The following is a 16605-nucleotide window of genomic DNA, read 5'->3' as shown; positions in this document are numbered from 1 at the left end:
CCGGACCGCTGCCCATGGCTGACGAGGAGTTCCGACTGTGCGACGCATGATCGCTTTGCTTGGCGCTGTGGCCTTCACGGGGGCGTCCGCCGCCTTCGGCCCCACCGACGCCGAGGCCGTCAGCGGCGTCATCACCTACCACATCCGCCAGGGCAACCGGATGTACCGGATCGAGGACCCCGGCGACGACCACTGCTACGGAGTGGGCGAAGGGTACGGCGTGGTGGACAACGACACCCCCACCGACCTGGTCCTCTACAACGGTCGCGACTGCACCGGATCCGTGGTGACCACGGTGCGCGCCGGATCCTGGCTCAACGCACGGTTCGGGAGCCTGCGGCTGAGCGCGAACGGCCCGCGGTATCCGCAGGAGCCGGATGACCGGGACACCACGGCGCGTGCGGACGACCCGGGTGACTCGGACGGCCCGTCGCGTTCGGATGATCCGTCGCGTTCGGATGACCCGTCACGTTCGGATGATCCGCCGCGTTCGGATGACCTGGGAGACATGGACGGGCCGGCGTCTTCGGGCGGCCCGGAGGACGCGGACGGGCCCGGCAACTCGGACGGCCCCGGGAATTCGGACGGGCCCGGGAACTCGGACGGCCCTGGGAATTCGGACGGCCCCGGGAACGCGGACGGCCCCGGGAACTCCGACAGTGCGGATCAGCCTGCCGACACGGAGCGTCCCGCGGATCCGGTGAATGCCGCGCATCCGGTGAGCGCAAAGCATCGGCTGAACGCGGCGCATCCGGCGGGTGCTGAGCATCGGGTGAGCGCTGGGCATCGGGTGGACACCGGGCACCCGGTGAACACCGGGCATCGAACGAACGCTCGCCACCAGGTGACGCCTCCGCACCGGGTGACGCCTCCGCACCGGGTGAACCCTGCGCATCGGGTGAATCCTGCGCACCGAGTAAACACCGCACACCGGGTGCGTCCGGCGAATCCGGGGAGCCCCGTGCGTCCGGGGAGCCCCGTCTACCCGGGGAGCCCCGTCGACCCAGGCAGTCCGCTCTACCAGGGAAGCCCCGTCTACCCCGGAATCCTCGGGTACCCGGGGTTCGCCGGCTGACCTGCACGGTCGCCTCTCAGTCCGCTGCGGGGCGACCGGCCCAGCTGGTCAGCGCACGGAACCGTTCGCTGCGGCGGGTGTGTACATCCGTGCTGCGGGTGGCCCAGGCGATATGGCCGTCGGGGCGGACGAGGATCTCACGTACCCGTCCAGATCGGTGCGGGAGGCGTGGCCGGTGACGCTGAGTGCGGTCACCCGCTTCCCCCATGCGGTCTCGACGGACTGCCGCTCCTCCTCGTCCCCGCGAGGTCCCCCCATCTCGCCCCGGCACTACCGGTGTTCACCAGCACGGACTTCGCCGCCCACTTCACGTTCGGGCTGCGGCTGCTCATCGAAGGACTGCGAGCCACCGGGCCTTGTCCCACGCCCTCGCCCCCGCCCCCGCCAGCCGGCAGTTGACCGTCGCCCGGGGCCATCGGTGCCGGGCCATCAGCGCCGGACCCCCGGTGCTGGGACACGGTGCCCAGGCACCGATGCCGGGCGGCTCCCGCGTCCGTGGTGGAGCCCGCTACACCGTGGAAACGGGGCCGTGCTCTCTCCTCTCCGTCCCTGTTCGTTTCTAGCGTTTCTCAGTGGCCTGGTGATCCATTCGACCCACTGAGAGGGCGTGCGCATGTTCGGGCGGCGGCGCGATCCGGCGACGGCTACCGCGGAGCGGGCTCCGGCGAAAGCCACCGAGAGGCGGCGGGGCCCGGGCTCCGATGCGCTCACGCTGGAGGGGGTCGGCCGGGAGTACCGGCGCGGGGTGGTGGCCCTGCACCCCGTTGACCTCGTGGTGCCGCGGGGGCGCTTCCTCGCGGTGATGGGGCCGTCAGGGTCGGGGAAGTCGACGCTGCTGCAGTGCGCCGCGGGGCTCGACCGGCCGACCGCGGGGGCGGTGCGCATCGGCGGTACGGAGCTGTCCTCGCTCAAGGAGGCGGCCCTGACCCGGCTGCGGCGGGAGCGCGTCGGGTTCGTGTTCCAGGCCCACAATCTCGTGCCGTCGTTGAGCGTCGCGGAGAATGTCGCCCTGCCGTTGCTGCTCGGGGACGAGCCCGTGGGCGAGCGGGCCCGGCGGGGGCTCGCGGCCGTCGGGCTGGAGGAGCGGGGCGAGGCCGCGCCGTCGGAGTTGTCCGGCGGGCAGCGTCAGCGCGTGGCGGTCGCCCGGGCGCTGGTCACCGAGCCGGACATCGTCTTCGCCGATGAGCCCACGGGATCGCTCGACCCGGCCACGGCACAGGACGTCCTCGCCCTGCTGCGGGGCGCCGTCGACCGGGACGGCCACACCGTCGTCATGGTGACGCACGATCCGGTCGCCGCCGCCTGGACGGATGAGGCTCTTTTTCTCGTACGGGGGCGGATCCTCGCGCGTCTGAACCGGCCGGACGCACGCCAAGTCGGCTCCATCATCAGGGACTTGGGTGACGGGCGGGAAGCGGCGGCCGGGCCCGGCGGGGGGCGGGTGGCATGAAGGTGACCGGACTCCTCGCCTCCCGCGCCGCCCGTATGCACCGCAAGGCCTGGGCCGCAGTCTTCGCCGCCCTCGCCCTCACCTCGCTGCTTCTCGGCACCTTCGGGCTCGCGCTCGCCTCGGCCGGGGTCGGGCATCCGCGGGTGGAGCGGTATGCGGGGGCCGCTCTCGTGGTCGCCGGAGACCAGGGAACCCGCTTCACCGCGAAGCCGTGGGGCAGCGCACCCAGGACCGCCCGGGCAGGGCTCACCGAGCGGGTGCGGGTCCCGTGGGCGGCCCTCGGTGTGGTGCGGAAGGTACCCGGGGTGCGGGCGGCCGTCGCCGACCAGGTCTTCCGGGTGGGCATGGCGGGACGGGCCGCCCTCGGAAGGCCCTGGGAGGCGGCCCGGCTGGCGCCCCGCGTCGTACGGCAGGGGCATCCCCCGCGGCGGGCGGGCGAGGTCGCGGTGGGTGACGGGGCCCGGCTCGGAGCCCGGGGCGGGACGCGGGTGGGCGCACGTGTGGTGCTGCGGGTGGACGGCAGGGATGCGGCGTACACCGTCGTGGGCGTCGCCGACGGGCCGTCCGCCGCCGCCTACTTCACTGCCGGCGAAGCCCGCCGGCTGTCCGGGCACCCGGGGGCGCTGGACGCCCTGGGGGTGGTCGCGCGGCCCGGTGTGGACACGGGGGCGTTGGCCGCGCGGGTACGGCACGCCCTGGATGCGGCAGGTGTCAGGAGCGTCGGACGGCGTGCGGACGGGGACGTGGCCGCCCTGCGGGTGCTGACCGGGGACGGGCGCGGCGGCGCCGAGTTCCTCGACGCCGGCCCGGTCCGGACGGGCTTGCTGGAGCTGCTGGGCTCGGTAACCGCCACCGTCGTACTGATCGCCCTGCTCGTGGTGTCATCGACGGTGGTGCAGGCGCTGCACCAACGCGAGCGTGAACTGGGCCTGTTGCGTGCCGTCGGGGCGACACCGCGGCAGTTGCGCGGTGCGGTGGGGAGGGAAGTGGGGCGGGTCGCCGGCTGTGCGGCGCTGACGGGGGCGCTCGGAGCGGTCCCCGGGTACGCCGTGTTGCGGGCGCTGCTGGCGGCGCACGACGCGCTCCCGCCCGGCCTCGAACTGCCCTTTCCGCCCTGGCTGTGGCCCGCACCGCTGATCACGGCAGGGATCACCGTCGCGGTGGCCCGTATCGCGGCGGTGCTCGCCTGCGCCCGGACCGCGAAGGTGCGCCCGGCGGAAGCGCTGCGCGAGGTGGCCCCCGGCACGGCGCGCAAGGTCACCGGGCTGGTCCTGTTGCTCGCCGGCGTCAGCTCGGCGGGGACGGCGGTCTTGCAGCAGGGGGCGGCCGCCGGTGCCGCGGCCGGGGCGGCGGCGGTGACGATGGTGAGTGCCTGTGCGCTGCTCGGGCCGTGGATCGCGGAGGGCGCGATGCGGGTGCTGGGTACGCCGCTGCGGCGGTTCGGCGGACCGGGCGGGCATCTCGCCGCCGCCAACTGCCGTGCGGCAGCGCGCCGTTCGGGGGCCGCGCTCACCACCGTCATCCTGGTCGTCGCCTTCGTCTGCGTGCAGCTCTCGGCGGGGGCGACGCTCGCCCACGAGGGGGCGGCGCAGGCCCGCGGGGCACTGCGGGCCGGCCTTGCGGTGCGGGCGGACGGCGGGCTGCCGGCCGGTGCGGTGGAGCGGATCCGTGCGGTGCCTGGGGTGCGGGCGGCGACGGAGGTGGTGCGCAGCACCGTGGTGGTGGCGCGGCGGGAGGCCGGCGAACCCCGGCTGGACCGGCTGCCGGTGCTGGGCGTCACACCGCAGCGGCTGACGCGGACGCTCGATCCCGGGGTGCGCGAGGGGACCGTGGAAGAGCTGCGGCCCGGCACGGTCGCGGTCGGTGCCGACCGGGCGCGGTCGCTCGACGCCCGCCCCGGCTCCGTGGTGACGCTGCGCTTCGGGGACGGGGCACAGGCACGGCTGCGGGTCGTTGCGACCTACGAACGGTCGCTGGCCCTGGGGGACTTCCTCTTCTCCCGGGACGAGCTGCTGCACCATCTGTCGCTGCCGGGCCCGGGACAGGTGCTGGTCACGGTCGCACCTGGCGGTGACCATGAGGCGGTCGTCCGGGCCCTGACGGCTGCGGTGCCGGATGCGCGGGTGGAGCAGGGTGCCGCCGCCTCCGTACAGGTCGTGGCACAGGATCAGGCGCTGGGCGATGTGCTGACGGTGGCGGCGGTGTCGGCGATCGGGGGCTTCACCGTGATCGCACTGCTCAGCACGCTGTCGCTGATCGCTCTCGGCCGTCGGCCCGAACTGCGAGTGCTGCGCTTGGCGGGGGCGGGGCGCCGCCAACTGCGCCGGATGCTGCGGCTGGAGGCGGCGGCCGTGGCCGTTGCCGGGCTGGTCGTCGGGGCCGCGGTGGCCTCGGTGCCGCTGCTGGCGTTCAGCCTGGCGATGGCGGGTACGGTGCCGTCGCTGCCGCTGGGGCAGGCGGTGCTGGTCGTCGCCGTGGTGGCGGTGGTGACGGGGGCGGGGACGATGTTGCCGTTGCGGGGGACGCTGCGGGGGCGGTATCCGGGCACTGGACCATCGGGGTGGTGAGGAGAGGCGAAGGGGGCGGGGCGGAGGCCAGTGGGGGAGGCTCTACGGCTCGCCGGGGGCGGGTCCTGCGCGCCCCGGCGCCTCGGTACTTCCGCCTCCACCCCGCCGTCGTGGGCCGCGCCTACCGCCCGTTCAGGTACGCCAGCACCGCCAGCACCCGCCGATGCCCGCTGTCGCTCGCCGGCAGCCCCAGCTTCGCGAAGATGTTTCCGATGTGCTTGCTCACCGCGCGGTCCGACACCACCAGCAACCGCGCGATCGTCACGTTGTCCCGGCCCTGGGCCATGAGCTGCAGCACCTCACGCTCGCGCGGCGTCAGGGCGTCGAGGGGATCGTCGCGGCGCCGGGTCAGCAGCTCCGTCACCACCTCCGGGTCCAGGGCGGTGCCGCCCGCCGCGACGCGTTCCAGCGCGCTCAGGAACTCGTCGACCCGCCCCACCCGGTCCTTGAGCAGATAGCCGACCCCGCCGGCGCCACCGCTCAGCAGCTCCACGGCGTAGGTCTCCTCCACGTACTGCGACAGCACCAGAACCGGCAGACCGGGCATCTCCCGCCGCGCCGCCAGCGCCGCGCGCAGCCCCTCGTCACGGAAGGAGGGCGGCATCCGGACATCCAGCACCGCGGCATCCGGGCGGTGGGTGAGCAGCGCGGGCAGCACCTCGGGCCCGTCGGCCGCGACCGCCACCACCTCGTGCCCGGCGGAGGTCAGCAGCAGCACCAGGCCCTCCCTCAGCAGGGTGTTGTCCTCACCGATCACCACACGCACGGCAGCTCCACTCCGATCACGGTCGGGCCCCCGACGGGGCTGGTCACTTCCACGGTCCCGTCGAGCGCCGCGACCCGCCGCCGGATGCCGAGCAGCCCGCTGCCGCGCGGCGCGCCGGCGGAGCTTTCCCCGGGGGAGCCGGCCCCGGAGCCTTCCCCGGCGGCCCCGACCCCGGCGCCGCCCCCGACCCCGACCCCGACCCCGGCGCCGCCTCCGACCCCGGCGCCGCCGCGGCCCTCGTCGCGGACCGACACCGTCAACCCGCCGTTCCCGCGGACCAGTTCCACGGTGGCGCGGTCCGCCCCGCTGTGCTTCGCGGCGTTGGTCAGTGCTTCCGCGACGACGAAGTACGCGGCCGCCTCGACCGCCGCCGGGGCGCGCGGGCCCGCCTCCACGCCGTCCTCGTGCACCGCCACATCGAGCCCGCTGCTCGCCGCCAGCGCCCGCACGGCCCCCACCAGACCACGGTCGGTGAGGATCGGCGGATGGATGCCGCGCACGACATGGCGCAGCTCGGTAAGAGCCTCTTCGGCCTGGTCCTGTGCGTCGTCGAGGAGCCTGCGCGCCCTCTCGGGGTCCTTCTCGTACGCCCTCTTGGCCAGCCCCACCCGCATCGACAGCGCCACCAGCCGGGCCTGGGTGCCGTCGTGCAGATCCCGTTCGATACGCCGCAGTTCGGCGCCGTGCGCGGCGACGGCGCCGGCCCGGGTGACGGTCAGCTCCTCGACGCGCTCGGCGAGCAGGGCGGTGCGCCGGCTGTCCGGGGACGGCAGCAGCAACGCACGTGACCAGGCCGCGTCGAGGTCGGCGAGGCGCCCAATCAGCGGCAGGACGACGGCCGGGCGTCGCAGCAGTCCGCACCACACCCCGTCGATGAGGAGGCCGAGGGGCCAGAGCGGCAGCGACAGGTAGGCCAGCAGGAGGCCGTAGCCGAAGTGGGCGGCGAGCCAGCGCAGGTCCCGGTAGGTGCCCGGGTCCGCGGTCGCCGTGCGTACCCGCTCGAACAGCTCTCCGGTGAGCGGCAGATACGCCTCCGGGACCGGCTCTCCCGTCCAGGCCGCCACCCGCCGCCGCTTGAACCCGGCCATCCTGCGCAGCATCAGGACCGTCTCGGGGAGCACCCCCGCGCCGACCACGAGGAGCGTCGCGACAGCGGTGAACAGCAGCACCGCGAGGAAGAGATAGGACACCAGGGCCAGCCCGGCCGATACCAGCAACGAAACCGTGGCCCGCCCCGCCCGCCGCACCGTCTCCCCCATGGGCACAGGCTAGGCGACCCGCCCCGGCCACGGCGCGGGAGCGAACTCCCGGACCGGGGGTGTAGCGCACTCCACCCCGCCTTCGGGAGGACGCTCCCTCGAACCGGCGGCCCGGCCGCGGCATTGTCGGTCCCGCAGATGTTCACCTCTTCACCTCTTCACCTCTGTTCACCTCCCTGCGGAAGGAACTCCCATGAAGGCCCTGCTCTGGTGTGTGCTCTGCCTCGCCGTCCTCGTCAACGTCTCCACCAGCTTCGCCTTCGACGGGGTGCAGCAGGTGCTGATCAGCGTCGGCACGGGCGTGGTGGTGATCGGGTCGGGGGTGGGGTTGTTCCTGATGCGCACCAAGCGGACCTGACGCCCGGAGGGGGCCGGAAGGGCGGCCTCCGGCCCGGGTCAGCTGCCGATGAGCTGGAGCGAGCCCCACAGCGCCACCGTGGCCGGGCCCAGGGCGGCGGGCACCGTGAGCAGGCCGAGCCGGGTGAACTCCTTGAGGGCGACGTCGTGCTCGTGGTGGTGGACGATGCGCCGCCACAGCACGGCGGCCGGGGTGGTGTCGCGCCGGGCGAGCGCACGGAGGGCCATGACGAGGGCGCCTGCCGCCGCGGCCCAGGCCGGGTTGACGCCCAGTGCGGAGGTCAGCACGAATCCGGCGAGTGTGCAGGCCACCGTCACCAGGGCGAACAGCGGCAGCTCGGGGGGCTCGGCGGTGCCCGGGCCGGGGGCCGGGGCGCGCAGGTCAGCGGCGAAGAAGCGGCGGAAGACCAGATATTCGACGCCGATCGCGACCACCCACGGCAGCGCCATCAGCGCCCCGATCCGGGTGAAGCTCAGCCCGCTCGCCGTGAAGGCCGGCAGGTTCGTCAGGTTGGAGACGGGCAGCAGCAGCGACGCGGTGTTCGACAGGTGGGTGCAGGCGTACACATGGGGTTGGGATGGACGCCCATGTACGCGGCGGTGGCGAACACGACGGGGGTCGGCAGGACGACGGTGGCGTCCAGGCTCAGCACGGCCGTGATGGCCGACGCGCGGGCGAAGACCGCGCCCAGCAGACGACTGTGCCGTCCCGCTGACCAGCGCGCCATCCAGGTGCCACAGGCGTGGGCAGCCGGAACGGCCGGCTCACGGCACACACCAGCACCACCAGCAGCATGGCCAGGGACAGGGATTCGGCGAGCACCATGCGCTGGTTGTTCCCTTCCGCGCCGCGGAGCGTGACGTGCGGGCGAAGGCCTCACCCGGGGTTCATGGGCCGCGCCCCGGCGCGCCACGACGGGCGCCATGCCTCACCGGTGCGCCGGTGAGGCGCACGGGGTCAGTGCCGCGGCATCAGCCCGGAGAGGGTCGCCTCCACGAGGCCGCGCGCATACGCCGCGTCCGTCGGGCCCGGCCGGAAGACCAGCCGGTACATCATGGGGGCAACGATGTGGTCCATCACGAGTTCGGTGTCCGGGGCCGGCTCCCCGCGCTCGGCGGCGCGGGCGAGGATGACGTCCACCTGCTCGGCGGCGTAGGCCGAGCACTGGCCCGCATGACTGCCGTCCGGATCGCCGGCGAGCGCGTCGCGGAGGTAGGCCCGCCCCGGAGGCGAGGCCATCTCCTCCAGGAACTGCTCAGCCCATGCCTCCAGGTCCGTGCGCAGCGCTCCGTGATCGGCGGGGGGCGCCTCCGGACGCAGGCGCTCGACGGCCACGTCGGACAGCAGCTCCTGGAGGTCTCCCCACCTGCGGTAGATCGTCGACGGCGTGACCCCGGCGCGAGCGGCGACGAGGGGAACCGTCAGCGCCGCACGGCCCTGCTCGGCTTCGAGGGCGCGCACGGCTGCGTGCACCGATTCCTGGACGCGGGCACTACGCCCCCCGGGGCGGGTCATCGGCCTGGGGCTCATGGCTCCACCTTAAGGGCTCGGAGCCGCGCGGGTCCACATAAAAGCAATCTGTTTGCGTTAGTGTCGCGAGCGCGGTAGCGTGGACTTAACGCAAAGGAATTGCCTTTGACTCGCGGAGAGGACACCTCATGTCTGCCGTCAGTGACACGGCCCCCGCCTGGACGGTGGGCGAGATCACCGTCCGCCGAATCGACGAGACCGCGCTCCCCGCACCGACCGGCCGATGGCTGCTGCCCGACGCCACCCCGGACGTGGTGGCCCAAGTGCCGTGGCTGCAGCGCGATTTCACCGACCATGACGGCACTCTCCGCCTGGCCACGCACAGTTTCGCGATAGAGGTGCAGGGGCTGCGCCTGCTCGTCGACACCGGAATCGGCAACGGCAAACCCCGGACCAACCCCGCCTGGGACCACCTGGACAGCGACTACCTCCCGCGCCTGACGGCAGCGGGCTTCGCCCCGGAGGCGGTGGATCTGGTCCTCCTCACCCATCTGCACACCGATCACGTCGGCTGGAACACCCGTGCCGACAAGGGTGATTGGGTCCCCACCTTCCCCCGCGCCCGTTATCTGGCGGCGCGTACGGAGTGGGACCACTGGTCGGGCCAGGACCTGGACGACGCCCGCCGCCAGATGTTCCGGGACTCCGTCCATCCCGTCCGCGATGCCGGACTGCTCGACCTGGTCGAGGTGCCTGGCGAAGGCACCACGGTCGCTCCCGGCGTCCGTCTCCTGCCCACCCCCGGGCACACGCCCGGCCAGTTCGCCGTGGAGCTGCGCAGCGCCGGGCGGACGGCCCTGATCACCGGCGACTGCATCCACCACCCGGTGCAGCTACCGCGCCCCGACATCTGCAGCTGCGCGGACGTCGACCCCGTACAGGCCGCCAGGACCCGCCGCAGCCTCCTTGCCTCGCTCGCCGGTACCGACACCCTGCTCCTGGGCAGCCACTTCCCGCCGCCCACGGCAGGCCGGGTCATCGCCGAGGGCGACGCCTACCGGCTCTCACCCGTCGCCCCCGACCGCCCCTGACTCCATCGCCGCCGCTGCCTGCCGCTGCCCGCCGGTGACGCCGTCCGCACGCCGGTTCCCGTCCCGCGCATCCCCTCTCCCACCCCGTGAGATGGCATCCGGAGAGTGATCCCTCGCCACCCTCAGCCATGTTTAATAAGAAAATCGGCTTATGTCTGAATTTTCACGCATTTCGCCTTGTTGGAGACAGTTGAGCGTCGTAGCTTGGGAGTTGTCGGAGCCGGTAACGGTTCGACAACAAGGAAAAAACAACGAGGAGGCGAGTATGAGCTTCCGCAAGGTCTTCCCCAGAAGGCGTCACCGCGACCATGACGACTGGCACGACCACGACCGCGACCGCCGCAGGCGCCGCAGGAGGTTCCGTCGAGGCCGCGGGCGCGGTTACCGCTACGGCTACTGACGCACACCTCTTAGTTTCGAGGCAGGCTCGCGTACGGCGCGAGTTTGCCTCGTCGTTTTAGGGGGCGGTGCCTCGTGGTTCCGCTCAACTACCCCACCAGCGACGAGATGACGTAGCGATCATGCACCTGCGTAGCTCACGCCGGCGCGGAGAGCGCCCCGCAGCATCGCCCCAACGAGGCACGGAATCAGGGCCCGTTGGCGAGAATTCGGCACTGCCGCACGATGCCGGCGACCACTCCACTCACTCCACCCCCTCAACCCCCGCCACCGAGACCAGCGAACCCGTCAGCGGCATGCGGTCCCGGCCCCAGCCGGACCCGGACCCCGCCATGGACCGGGTGTTCCGTGCGCTCGTCGCGGACACCTCCATCCGCACCAGACGGGTCGGCTTCAAGGAAGCGGTACGGCGCTTCTGGCCGCTGACCCGCGGCGACCGGCGCTGGATCGTCCTGGTCTGCCTGAGTGCCATCGTCGCCGCGCTCGCGGAGACCGTGGCCATCCTTGTCTTCGCCAAACTCACCGACAACGCGCTCCAGAAGGGCTCGATCAGCGCCTTCTGGGGCCCCGCCGGGCTATGGCTCACCGTGGCCGTCGCCGGCGCGATCGTGGGATACCTGGGCAACTCCCTCGCCGCCTGGACGGCGGAACGCTTTGTGATGCGGCTACGCGCCCGCGTCTTCGCCCATCTCCAGACGCTCCCGCCGCACTTCTTCCAGCGCAACCGTCGCGGTGACCTGGTCGAGCGGCTGACCGGCGACGTCGACGCCATCGAACAACTCGTGGTCTCCGGCCTCGTCCAGGCGGCCACGGCCCTCTTCGGCGTCATCTTCTATGCCGGAGCCGCGCTCTGGCTGCGCTGGGACCTGGCGCTCGCCACCTTCGCCCTGGCCCCGCTGTTCCTGGTCGCCACCACCCGCTTCACCCGCCGGGTCAAAGAGGTCTCCCGCCGGGAGCGTGCGGCGGACGGCGCCATCACCTCGGTGGTCGAGGAAGGGCTGGTCAACGTCATCCTCACCCAGGCCTACAACCGGCAGTTGGACGAACAGGAGCGGCTGCGCCGCGAGGCCCGCAAATGGCTGCGGGCGTCGGTGACCAGCGCCCGTATCAACGAGCTGTACGGACAACTGGTCGAGGTCCTCGAAACGCTCTGCGTCCTGGCGATCATCGGCCTGGGCGTGTGGGAGATCTCCTCGGGGCGGATGACGCTGGGGGAGCTGCTGGCCTTCGCCGCGTTCGTCGGCTACCTCTACCCGCCGATCCGCGACCTCGGCCAGCTCGGCCTGACGGTCACCGAGGCGACCGCCGGAGCCGAACGCCTGCTGGAGATCCTCGACGCCCCGCCCGCCGTCACCGACCCGGACCCCGCGGACGTCATACCGGCACCGGACCGTGCCGTCGGCGCGGTGGAGGTGTGCCAGGTCGGCTTCAGCTACCCGGGCGGCAAGGAAGAAGTGCTCCATGACTTCTCGTTCACCGCGGTGCCCGGGGAACTGGTGGTCATCACCGGCCCCAGCGGTGCGGGCAAGTCGACCCTGGCCGCCCTGCTGCTGAGGTTCTACGACCCCGACACCGGCAGCGTCCGGCTGGACGGCATCCCCGTGAACCGGCTGCCGCTCGCCCAGCTCCGCCGGAACATCACGCTGCTGCCCCAGGACACCCTCGTCCTGCACGACACGGTGGAGGAGAACATCGCCTGCGGACGCGACGGCGTGACCCACTCCGACGTGGTGGGCGCCGCCCGGGCCGCCGACGCCGACGAGTTCATCTCCGCCCTCCCCGACGGCTACGACACGGTCATCGCGCCGGGCACCTCCCGGCTCTCCGGCGGCCAGCTGCAGCGCATCGCGATCGCCCGCGCCATGCTGCGCAACGCCCCCGTGCTCATCCTCGACGAGCCCACCACCGGCCTGGACACCCTGGCCACCCAACGCATCCTCGAGCCGCTGCGGCGCCTCGCCGAAGGCCGCACCACGCTCGTGATCACCCACGATCTGGACCTCGCCGCGGACGCCGACCGCATCCTGGTCCTGGACGAGGGACGCCTGGTGGAGTCGGGGCAGCACGCCCAGCTCCTCGCCCGCCACGGCCTGTATTCCACCCTCTTCCACGCCCACCCGCCACCCCGCAACGGCTCCACACACCCCGTCGCCCGCCCGTCGGGCAGCCACTAGCCACTAACCACTGCCGGTCCCGGCGCCCGGGCCGGCGCGGACAGGCCACTCACTCTCGGTACGCACGACGACACGCAAGGCGCATGCCCGCCTGGTCCGCCTCCCGGGACCAAGATGGTCCCGTGAACCAGGAGCGCGCGTGACCAGGCCATCCGCAGCGGGGAGTGACAGCGCCACCGGAACCCGCCACCTCCACCGGGCGGTCGGGTTCTGGGGGCTGATGTTCATCTCCCTGGGATCGATCATCGGCTCCGGCTGGCTGCTCGGCGCCCTGACCACCGCCGTCATCGCCGGACCGGCCTCGCTGATCTCCTGGGTCCTCGCGTCCACGATGCTGGCCGTGCTCGCGCTGGCCCATGCGGAGCTGGGCGCCACCTACCCGATCGCGGGCGGCACCGCCCGGTTCCCCTTCTTCGCCTTCGGCCCCCTGGTCGGCTTCACCGCGGGCTGGATGTCCTGGCTGCGCTCGGTCCTGATCTCACCGATCGAGGTCGAGGCCACGCTCTCGTACATGGACCGCATCGGCTGGGTGCACGACCGCATCCACGTCCTGCACCCCAACGGCACCCTCACCGCGGCCGGCCTGCTGATCGCCAGCGTCTTCATGCTGATCTTCACGCTCATCAACGTCCTCGGCGTACGCCTGCTGTCCGGGATCAACTCGGTCACCGCGGTGGTGAAGACGGCCGTACCGCTGCTGACCGTGGTGGTCTTGATGACCCTGTCCTTCCACGGCTCGAACTTCACCGCGGGCGGCGGCTTCGCACCGCACGGCGCGCACGGGGTCTTCGCCGCCCTGCCCGCCGGCGTGGTGTTCGCGCTGCTGGGCTTCGAGCAGGCCATCCAGCTGGCCGGTGAGGCGCGCGACCCGCAGCGCGATGTCTCGCGGGCGGTGATCGTGGCCATGGCGGTCGGTACCGCGCTCTACCTCCTGCTGCAGATCGCCTTCATCGCCGCCCTGAACCCCGACGCCGTCAGCCACAGCTGGGACAACCCCGTGGGCAAGGGCAACTTCGGCCCCTACGCCACGCTCGCCACCGTCGTCGGGGCCGGCTGGCTGGCGACCATCCTCTACGTCGACGCCGTCATCTCCCCGGCGGGCACCGGCCTGGTCTACATGGCCGGTGCCGCGCGTCTCTCGTACGCCATGGGACGCGAGCGGGTCCTGCCCCGACCCCTCACCCAGGTCGGCCGCAGCCGGGTGCCCGTCGTCTCGATCCTTCTCGCCTTCGTGGTCGGCGAGATCGCGTTCCTGCCGTTTCCCAGCTGGCAGGCGCTGGTCAGCGTGGTCACTTCGGCAGCGGCGATCATGTACGCCTTCGCCCCGGTGGCGCTGTACGCCCTCCGCGTCCAGGACGGCGGTCGGAACCGCCCCTACCGGCTCCCGGCCGGACCCGTACTGGCCCCCGCCGGCTTCGTCTTCGCCAACTTGATCTTCTACTGGTCCGGCTACGAGGCGGACTGGAAGCTCGGTATCGCCGCCCTGCTCGGCTTCGTCGTCCTGGCGCTCACCCGCCGCGGCATCCCGGCCGCCGAACGCAGCGGGCTGCGCGCAAAGTCGGCCGCCTGGGTGTGGCCCTGGCTCGGCGGCATGGTCCTCATCGGCCACTTCGGCCGCTACGGCGGCACCCGCGCCCTCCCCGCCTGGTGGGACCTGGTCCTCGTGATCGTCTTCAGCCTCGCCATCTTCTACACCGCCGTACGCATGGCCATGCCCCCCGAGGCGGTGGACGCCGCCGTCCAGCACGAGGAAGAGGGCGAGTCGGTGCCACCCCCCGCCGCCTCATCGAGCTGATCCCCTGGGCCGCTGGGCCCCTGGGCTTCCACGCCCCTCGCCCCTCGCCCCTCGCGCAGCCTCGACCGCAGAAACAGCGCTGCGCCATCCGTCACCGGTCCCTCCCCTCGTGGGGACCGGTGCCGAATGGCGCTGGCGAGGACGGTCCGCGCCGGGTGGCGCTGGGCGCGGACGGTTCCGGTGGAGGAGGAGCCATGGCACTGGGCCGCAAGGGAGCGGCAGTAGGTGACCGAGTCGGACGCCACCGCCTACCGGACCTGCCCAACGGACCTGTTGGTGACAAAGGAAGTCACCAACAGGTCCTGCCCCGCTCGGTCGTTCAGTTCTCCGCGTCTGCGGTGCTGCTCTTGTACTTAGGGGTGTTGCCCTTCCAGGCCATGGCGATGAAGTTGATACCCCGGCCTTCCCTCATCTCCCTGGAGAAGTCGCAAGCCGTCCAGCCCTTGGCGCCGCCGAGGTAATCCCTGCACTCGAAGACGGTTTGCGTGTTGCCGCGGTACAGGGCGCGCATCGAGATGCTCATTCCGTCGGCCAGCGAGTCCTTGACGTAGAACGTGTCGCCGTCCGGATCGAAACACACTTCGCCGTGGGTCTTCTTGCCGCCGCCCGACATGACCCAGTTGCAGACGACCGACCGGCCCGGCTTCGGCACGCCGGAGTCGGCGACGTTCTTCGCGTTCTTGATGTGCCAGCCCCCGCCGGCGAGCCGCACCGTGGCCGGGGAGGCAGAGGCGGTGGACGCTGAGGCGGCGGGCGTTGCGAAGGCCGGTGCGGCCATCAGGCCGAGGGCGAGGCCGCCGGCGGCGACGAGTGCTCCGGCTGATGTGAGAGTGCGCATTGATCCCCCTGTGGATATTGCGATTGCGGATCACTACCTGGTTGGTCGTTTCGGGACACGTCCCCTTGGCGACAGGCCCCCGGCCCGTGCACAGGCACTGATCGAACTAACGCCTCCATGATGTCGGTGCGCGGCTGGTGAGTCGTTGGCTCGGAGTGCACAACCGTGTTGGCAATGAGTTCACTTGCGGCCGTTGAGGGCCTGCTGCCGGTGATCCTTGGGCGTGGTGCCATAGGCGGCGCGGTAGGCGCGGCTGAAGTCGGTTGCGCGGGGGAATCCCCAGCGGGTGGCGATGGCGTGGACGGGGAGGGCGTGGAGCGCTGGGTCGGTGAGGTCGCGGCGGGCCGCCTTCAGGCGAAGGCGGCGGATCCAGGCGGCGACTGTGGCGTCCTCGTCCCGGAAGAGGCGGTGCAGGTAGCTGGTGGAGATGTGGTGGGCGGCGGCGATGGTGGCCGGGGTGAGACTCGGGTCGTGCAGGTGCTCCCGGATGAACGCCTGGATACGCAAGATGAGGGTTCGTCGGTGGGTTTCCGGAGGGAGGCAGTCGCCGGCTTCGAGCAGGTGGGCGAAGAGCGCGGCGACCAGATCGTTCAGGACCGTGCCCAGCCGGGGCCCGTCGGAGGGCTGGTACGCGCTCGTGTCCGCGGTCAGCTGGGTGAGAAACCGTGCCAGGAGGGCGCCCATGCCCTCCTGGCCCGACACCGGCGCCCCGACCAGCCGTGGAGCCACGCTGCGAGGCAGCGGCAGCAGGGCCTTGGGAGTCTCCAGCGCAAGGATCGTGACCGGGCCCCCGGTGCTGCTGCGGATGTCGTTCGGCAGTGAGGTGGAGGTGACGAACAGGTCGTGCGGCTTGTACGCGGTCTCCCGGTTGCTCCACTCGCCTGTCCCGGTCCCCTGTACGACGAGGGAAAGATGGTAGGCCTCCGGGTCGGATTGCCGGATCAACTTCGGTGTGCGCCGGAAGGCCAGGGGCTGGTAGGTGGCAGACCACACCGTGACACCACCGAGGTCCAGCACGCGTTGGGAAGCGCGGAAATCGTCGGTGTAGTCGCTGCGCAGGTCCATGGGGGCGTGGGTGCGGCCCAGTAGCTCGACCCAGTAGTCGAACCGGTCCGCCGCGGGCAGAGCATCGGTCCGGAACACCATCTCTTCCAACAACAGTCTTTCCCCGTTTCAGAGGGCGCGGCTCAAAGGGCTCCCGTCAGGTTGTACACGGTGTGCTGGACGCCCTGGTTCCGTGCCCGCGGCTGCCGGACACCCCGGTTCCGCGCCGCGCCGGCCGGTGGTGCGGACGCCCACGTCGCGTGCGCGCCGGCCGGTGGAGCGGACGCCCACGTCGCGCGCGGGCCGGCGCATCATCGGT

15 protein-coding genes and 1 pseudogene are annotated in these 16605 nt (G+C 72.3%); 9 read left to right on the top strand and 7 right to left on the bottom strand.

Annotated features, from left to right (window positions below; translation table 11 throughout):
* The first annotated feature begins 46 nt into the window (after positions 1–46).
* Positions 47–1075 (top strand): hypothetical protein, encoded by a 1029-nt coding sequence (locus ACGFR7_RS14980; RefSeq protein ID WP_393318181.1) that lies wholly within the window; start codon positions 47–49, stop codon positions 1073–1075.
* A 16-nt stretch (positions 1076–1091) separates the two neighbouring features.
* On the opposite strand, the gene ACGFR7_RS14975 is transcribed toward ACGFR7_RS14980, so the two are convergent.
* Complete coding sequence (locus ACGFR7_RS14975) at positions 1092–1283, bottom strand: hypothetical protein (RefSeq protein WP_393318178.1); 192 nt, start codon at positions 1281–1283, stop codon at positions 1092–1094.
* Here ACGFR7_RS14975 and ACGFR7_RS14970 point away from each other — a divergent pair.
* The 3 genes from ACGFR7_RS14970 to ACGFR7_RS14960 all read left to right on the top strand — a co-directional run bounded on the left by ACGFR7_RS14970 (position 1244) and on the right by ACGFR7_RS14960 (position 5092).
* Positions 1244–1474 carry a TetR/AcrR family transcriptional regulator C-terminal domain-containing protein gene (locus tag ACGFR7_RS14970; RefSeq protein WP_393318175.1) on the top strand — a complete coding sequence of 77 codons (231 nt, stop codon included), beginning with the start codon at positions 1244–1246 and terminating at the stop codon, positions 1472–1474. The genes ACGFR7_RS14975 and ACGFR7_RS14970 overlap by 40 nt on opposite strands.
* Positions 1475–1688: 214 nt before the next feature.
* Positions 1689–2525 (top strand): ABC transporter ATP-binding protein, encoded by an 837-nt coding sequence (locus ACGFR7_RS14965; protein ID WP_393318577.1) that lies wholly within the window; start codon positions 1689–1691, stop codon positions 2523–2525.
* Complete coding sequence (locus ACGFR7_RS14960; RefSeq protein ID WP_393318172.1) at positions 2522–5092, top strand: FtsX-like permease family protein; 2571 nt, start codon at positions 2522–2524, stop codon at positions 5090–5092. The genes ACGFR7_RS14965 and ACGFR7_RS14960 overlap by 4 nt, the downstream gene beginning before the upstream one ends.
* Positions 5093–5213: 121 nt before the next feature.
* On the opposite strand, the gene ACGFR7_RS14955 is transcribed toward ACGFR7_RS14960, so the two are convergent.
* Together ACGFR7_RS14955 and ACGFR7_RS14950 are read right to left on the bottom strand one after the other, a co-directional pair.
* Positions 5214–5858 carry a response regulator gene (locus tag ACGFR7_RS14955; protein WP_393318169.1) on the bottom strand — a complete coding sequence of 215 codons (645 nt, stop codon included), beginning with the start codon at positions 5856–5858 and terminating at the stop codon, positions 5214–5216.
* Positions 5846–7117 (bottom strand): histidine kinase, encoded by a 1272-nt coding sequence (locus tag ACGFR7_RS14950; RefSeq protein ID WP_393318166.1) that lies wholly within the window; start codon positions 7115–7117, stop codon positions 5846–5848. Before ACGFR7_RS14950 ends, ACGFR7_RS14955 begins: the two co-directional genes overlap by 13 nt.
* A gap of 193 nt (positions 7118–7310) precedes the next feature.
* Between ACGFR7_RS14950 and ACGFR7_RS14945 the strand changes: the two genes are divergently transcribed.
* Positions 7311–7475: a hypothetical protein gene (locus ACGFR7_RS14945; protein ID WP_350252388.1), complete on the top strand. Its 165-nt coding sequence runs from the start codon at positions 7311–7313 to the stop codon at positions 7473–7475.
* A 38-nt stretch (positions 7476–7513) separates the two neighbouring features.
* On the opposite strand, the pseudogene ACGFR7_RS14940 reads toward ACGFR7_RS14945, so the two are convergent.
* A pseudogene (locus ACGFR7_RS14940) lies at positions 7514–8400 on the bottom strand (SLC13 family permease).
* Positions 8401–8432: 32 nt separating this feature from the next.
* A complete protein-coding gene (locus tag ACGFR7_RS14935; RefSeq protein WP_393318163.1) occupies positions 8433–9005 on the bottom strand; it encodes a TetR/AcrR family transcriptional regulator in 573 nt (190 codons plus the stop codon).
* 128 nt (positions 9006–9133) lie between these two features.
* Between ACGFR7_RS14935 and ACGFR7_RS14930 the strand changes: the two genes are divergently transcribed.
* The 4 genes from ACGFR7_RS14930 to ACGFR7_RS14915 all read left to right on the top strand — a co-directional run bounded on the left by ACGFR7_RS14930 (position 9134) and on the right by ACGFR7_RS14915 (position 14404).
* The gene (locus tag ACGFR7_RS14930; protein WP_393318160.1) at positions 9134–10036 is read left to right on the top strand and encodes an MBL fold metallo-hydrolase; all 903 of its coding nucleotides are present in this window, start codon (positions 9134–9136) and stop codon (positions 10034–10036) included.
* A gap of 265 nt (positions 10037–10301) precedes the next feature.
* Positions 10302–10436 (top strand): hypothetical protein, encoded by a 135-nt coding sequence (locus ACGFR7_RS14925; RefSeq protein WP_393318157.1) that lies wholly within the window; start codon positions 10302–10304, stop codon positions 10434–10436.
* Positions 10437–10731: 295 nt separating this feature from the next.
* Positions 10732–12609 carry an ABC transporter ATP-binding protein gene (locus tag ACGFR7_RS14920; protein WP_393318154.1) on the top strand — a complete coding sequence of 626 codons (1878 nt, stop codon included), beginning with the start codon at positions 10732–10734 and terminating at the stop codon, positions 12607–12609.
* A 139-nt stretch (positions 12610–12748) separates the two neighbouring features.
* Entirely contained in the window at positions 12749–14404 is a 1656-nt protein-coding gene (locus ACGFR7_RS14915; protein ID WP_393318151.1) for an APC family permease, read from the top strand.
* A gap of 319 nt (positions 14405–14723) precedes the next feature.
* Here ACGFR7_RS14915 and ACGFR7_RS14910 read toward each other — a convergent pair whose 3' ends face one another.
* Both ACGFR7_RS14910 and ACGFR7_RS14905 read right to left on the bottom strand, forming a co-directional pair.
* Positions 14724–15242, bottom strand: a complete 519-nt coding sequence (locus ACGFR7_RS14910; RefSeq protein ID WP_393318148.1) for a hypothetical protein — start codon at positions 15240–15242, stop codon at positions 14724–14726.
* A 180-nt stretch (positions 15243–15422) separates the two neighbouring features.
* Positions 15423–16400, bottom strand: a complete 978-nt coding sequence (locus tag ACGFR7_RS14905; protein WP_393318145.1) for a helix-turn-helix domain-containing protein — start codon at positions 16398–16400, stop codon at positions 15423–15425.
* Positions 16401–16605 lie beyond the last annotated feature (205 nt).

The organism is Streptomyces sp. NPDC048516, assembly GCF_043199875.1.
In the GTDB taxonomy this organism is placed as follows: domain Bacteria; phylum Actinomycetota; class Actinomycetes; order Streptomycetales; family Streptomycetaceae; genus Streptomyces.
The sequence above is the reverse complement of the archived record's forward strand: the minus strand, read 5'-3'. Positions and strand labels throughout refer to the sequence as shown.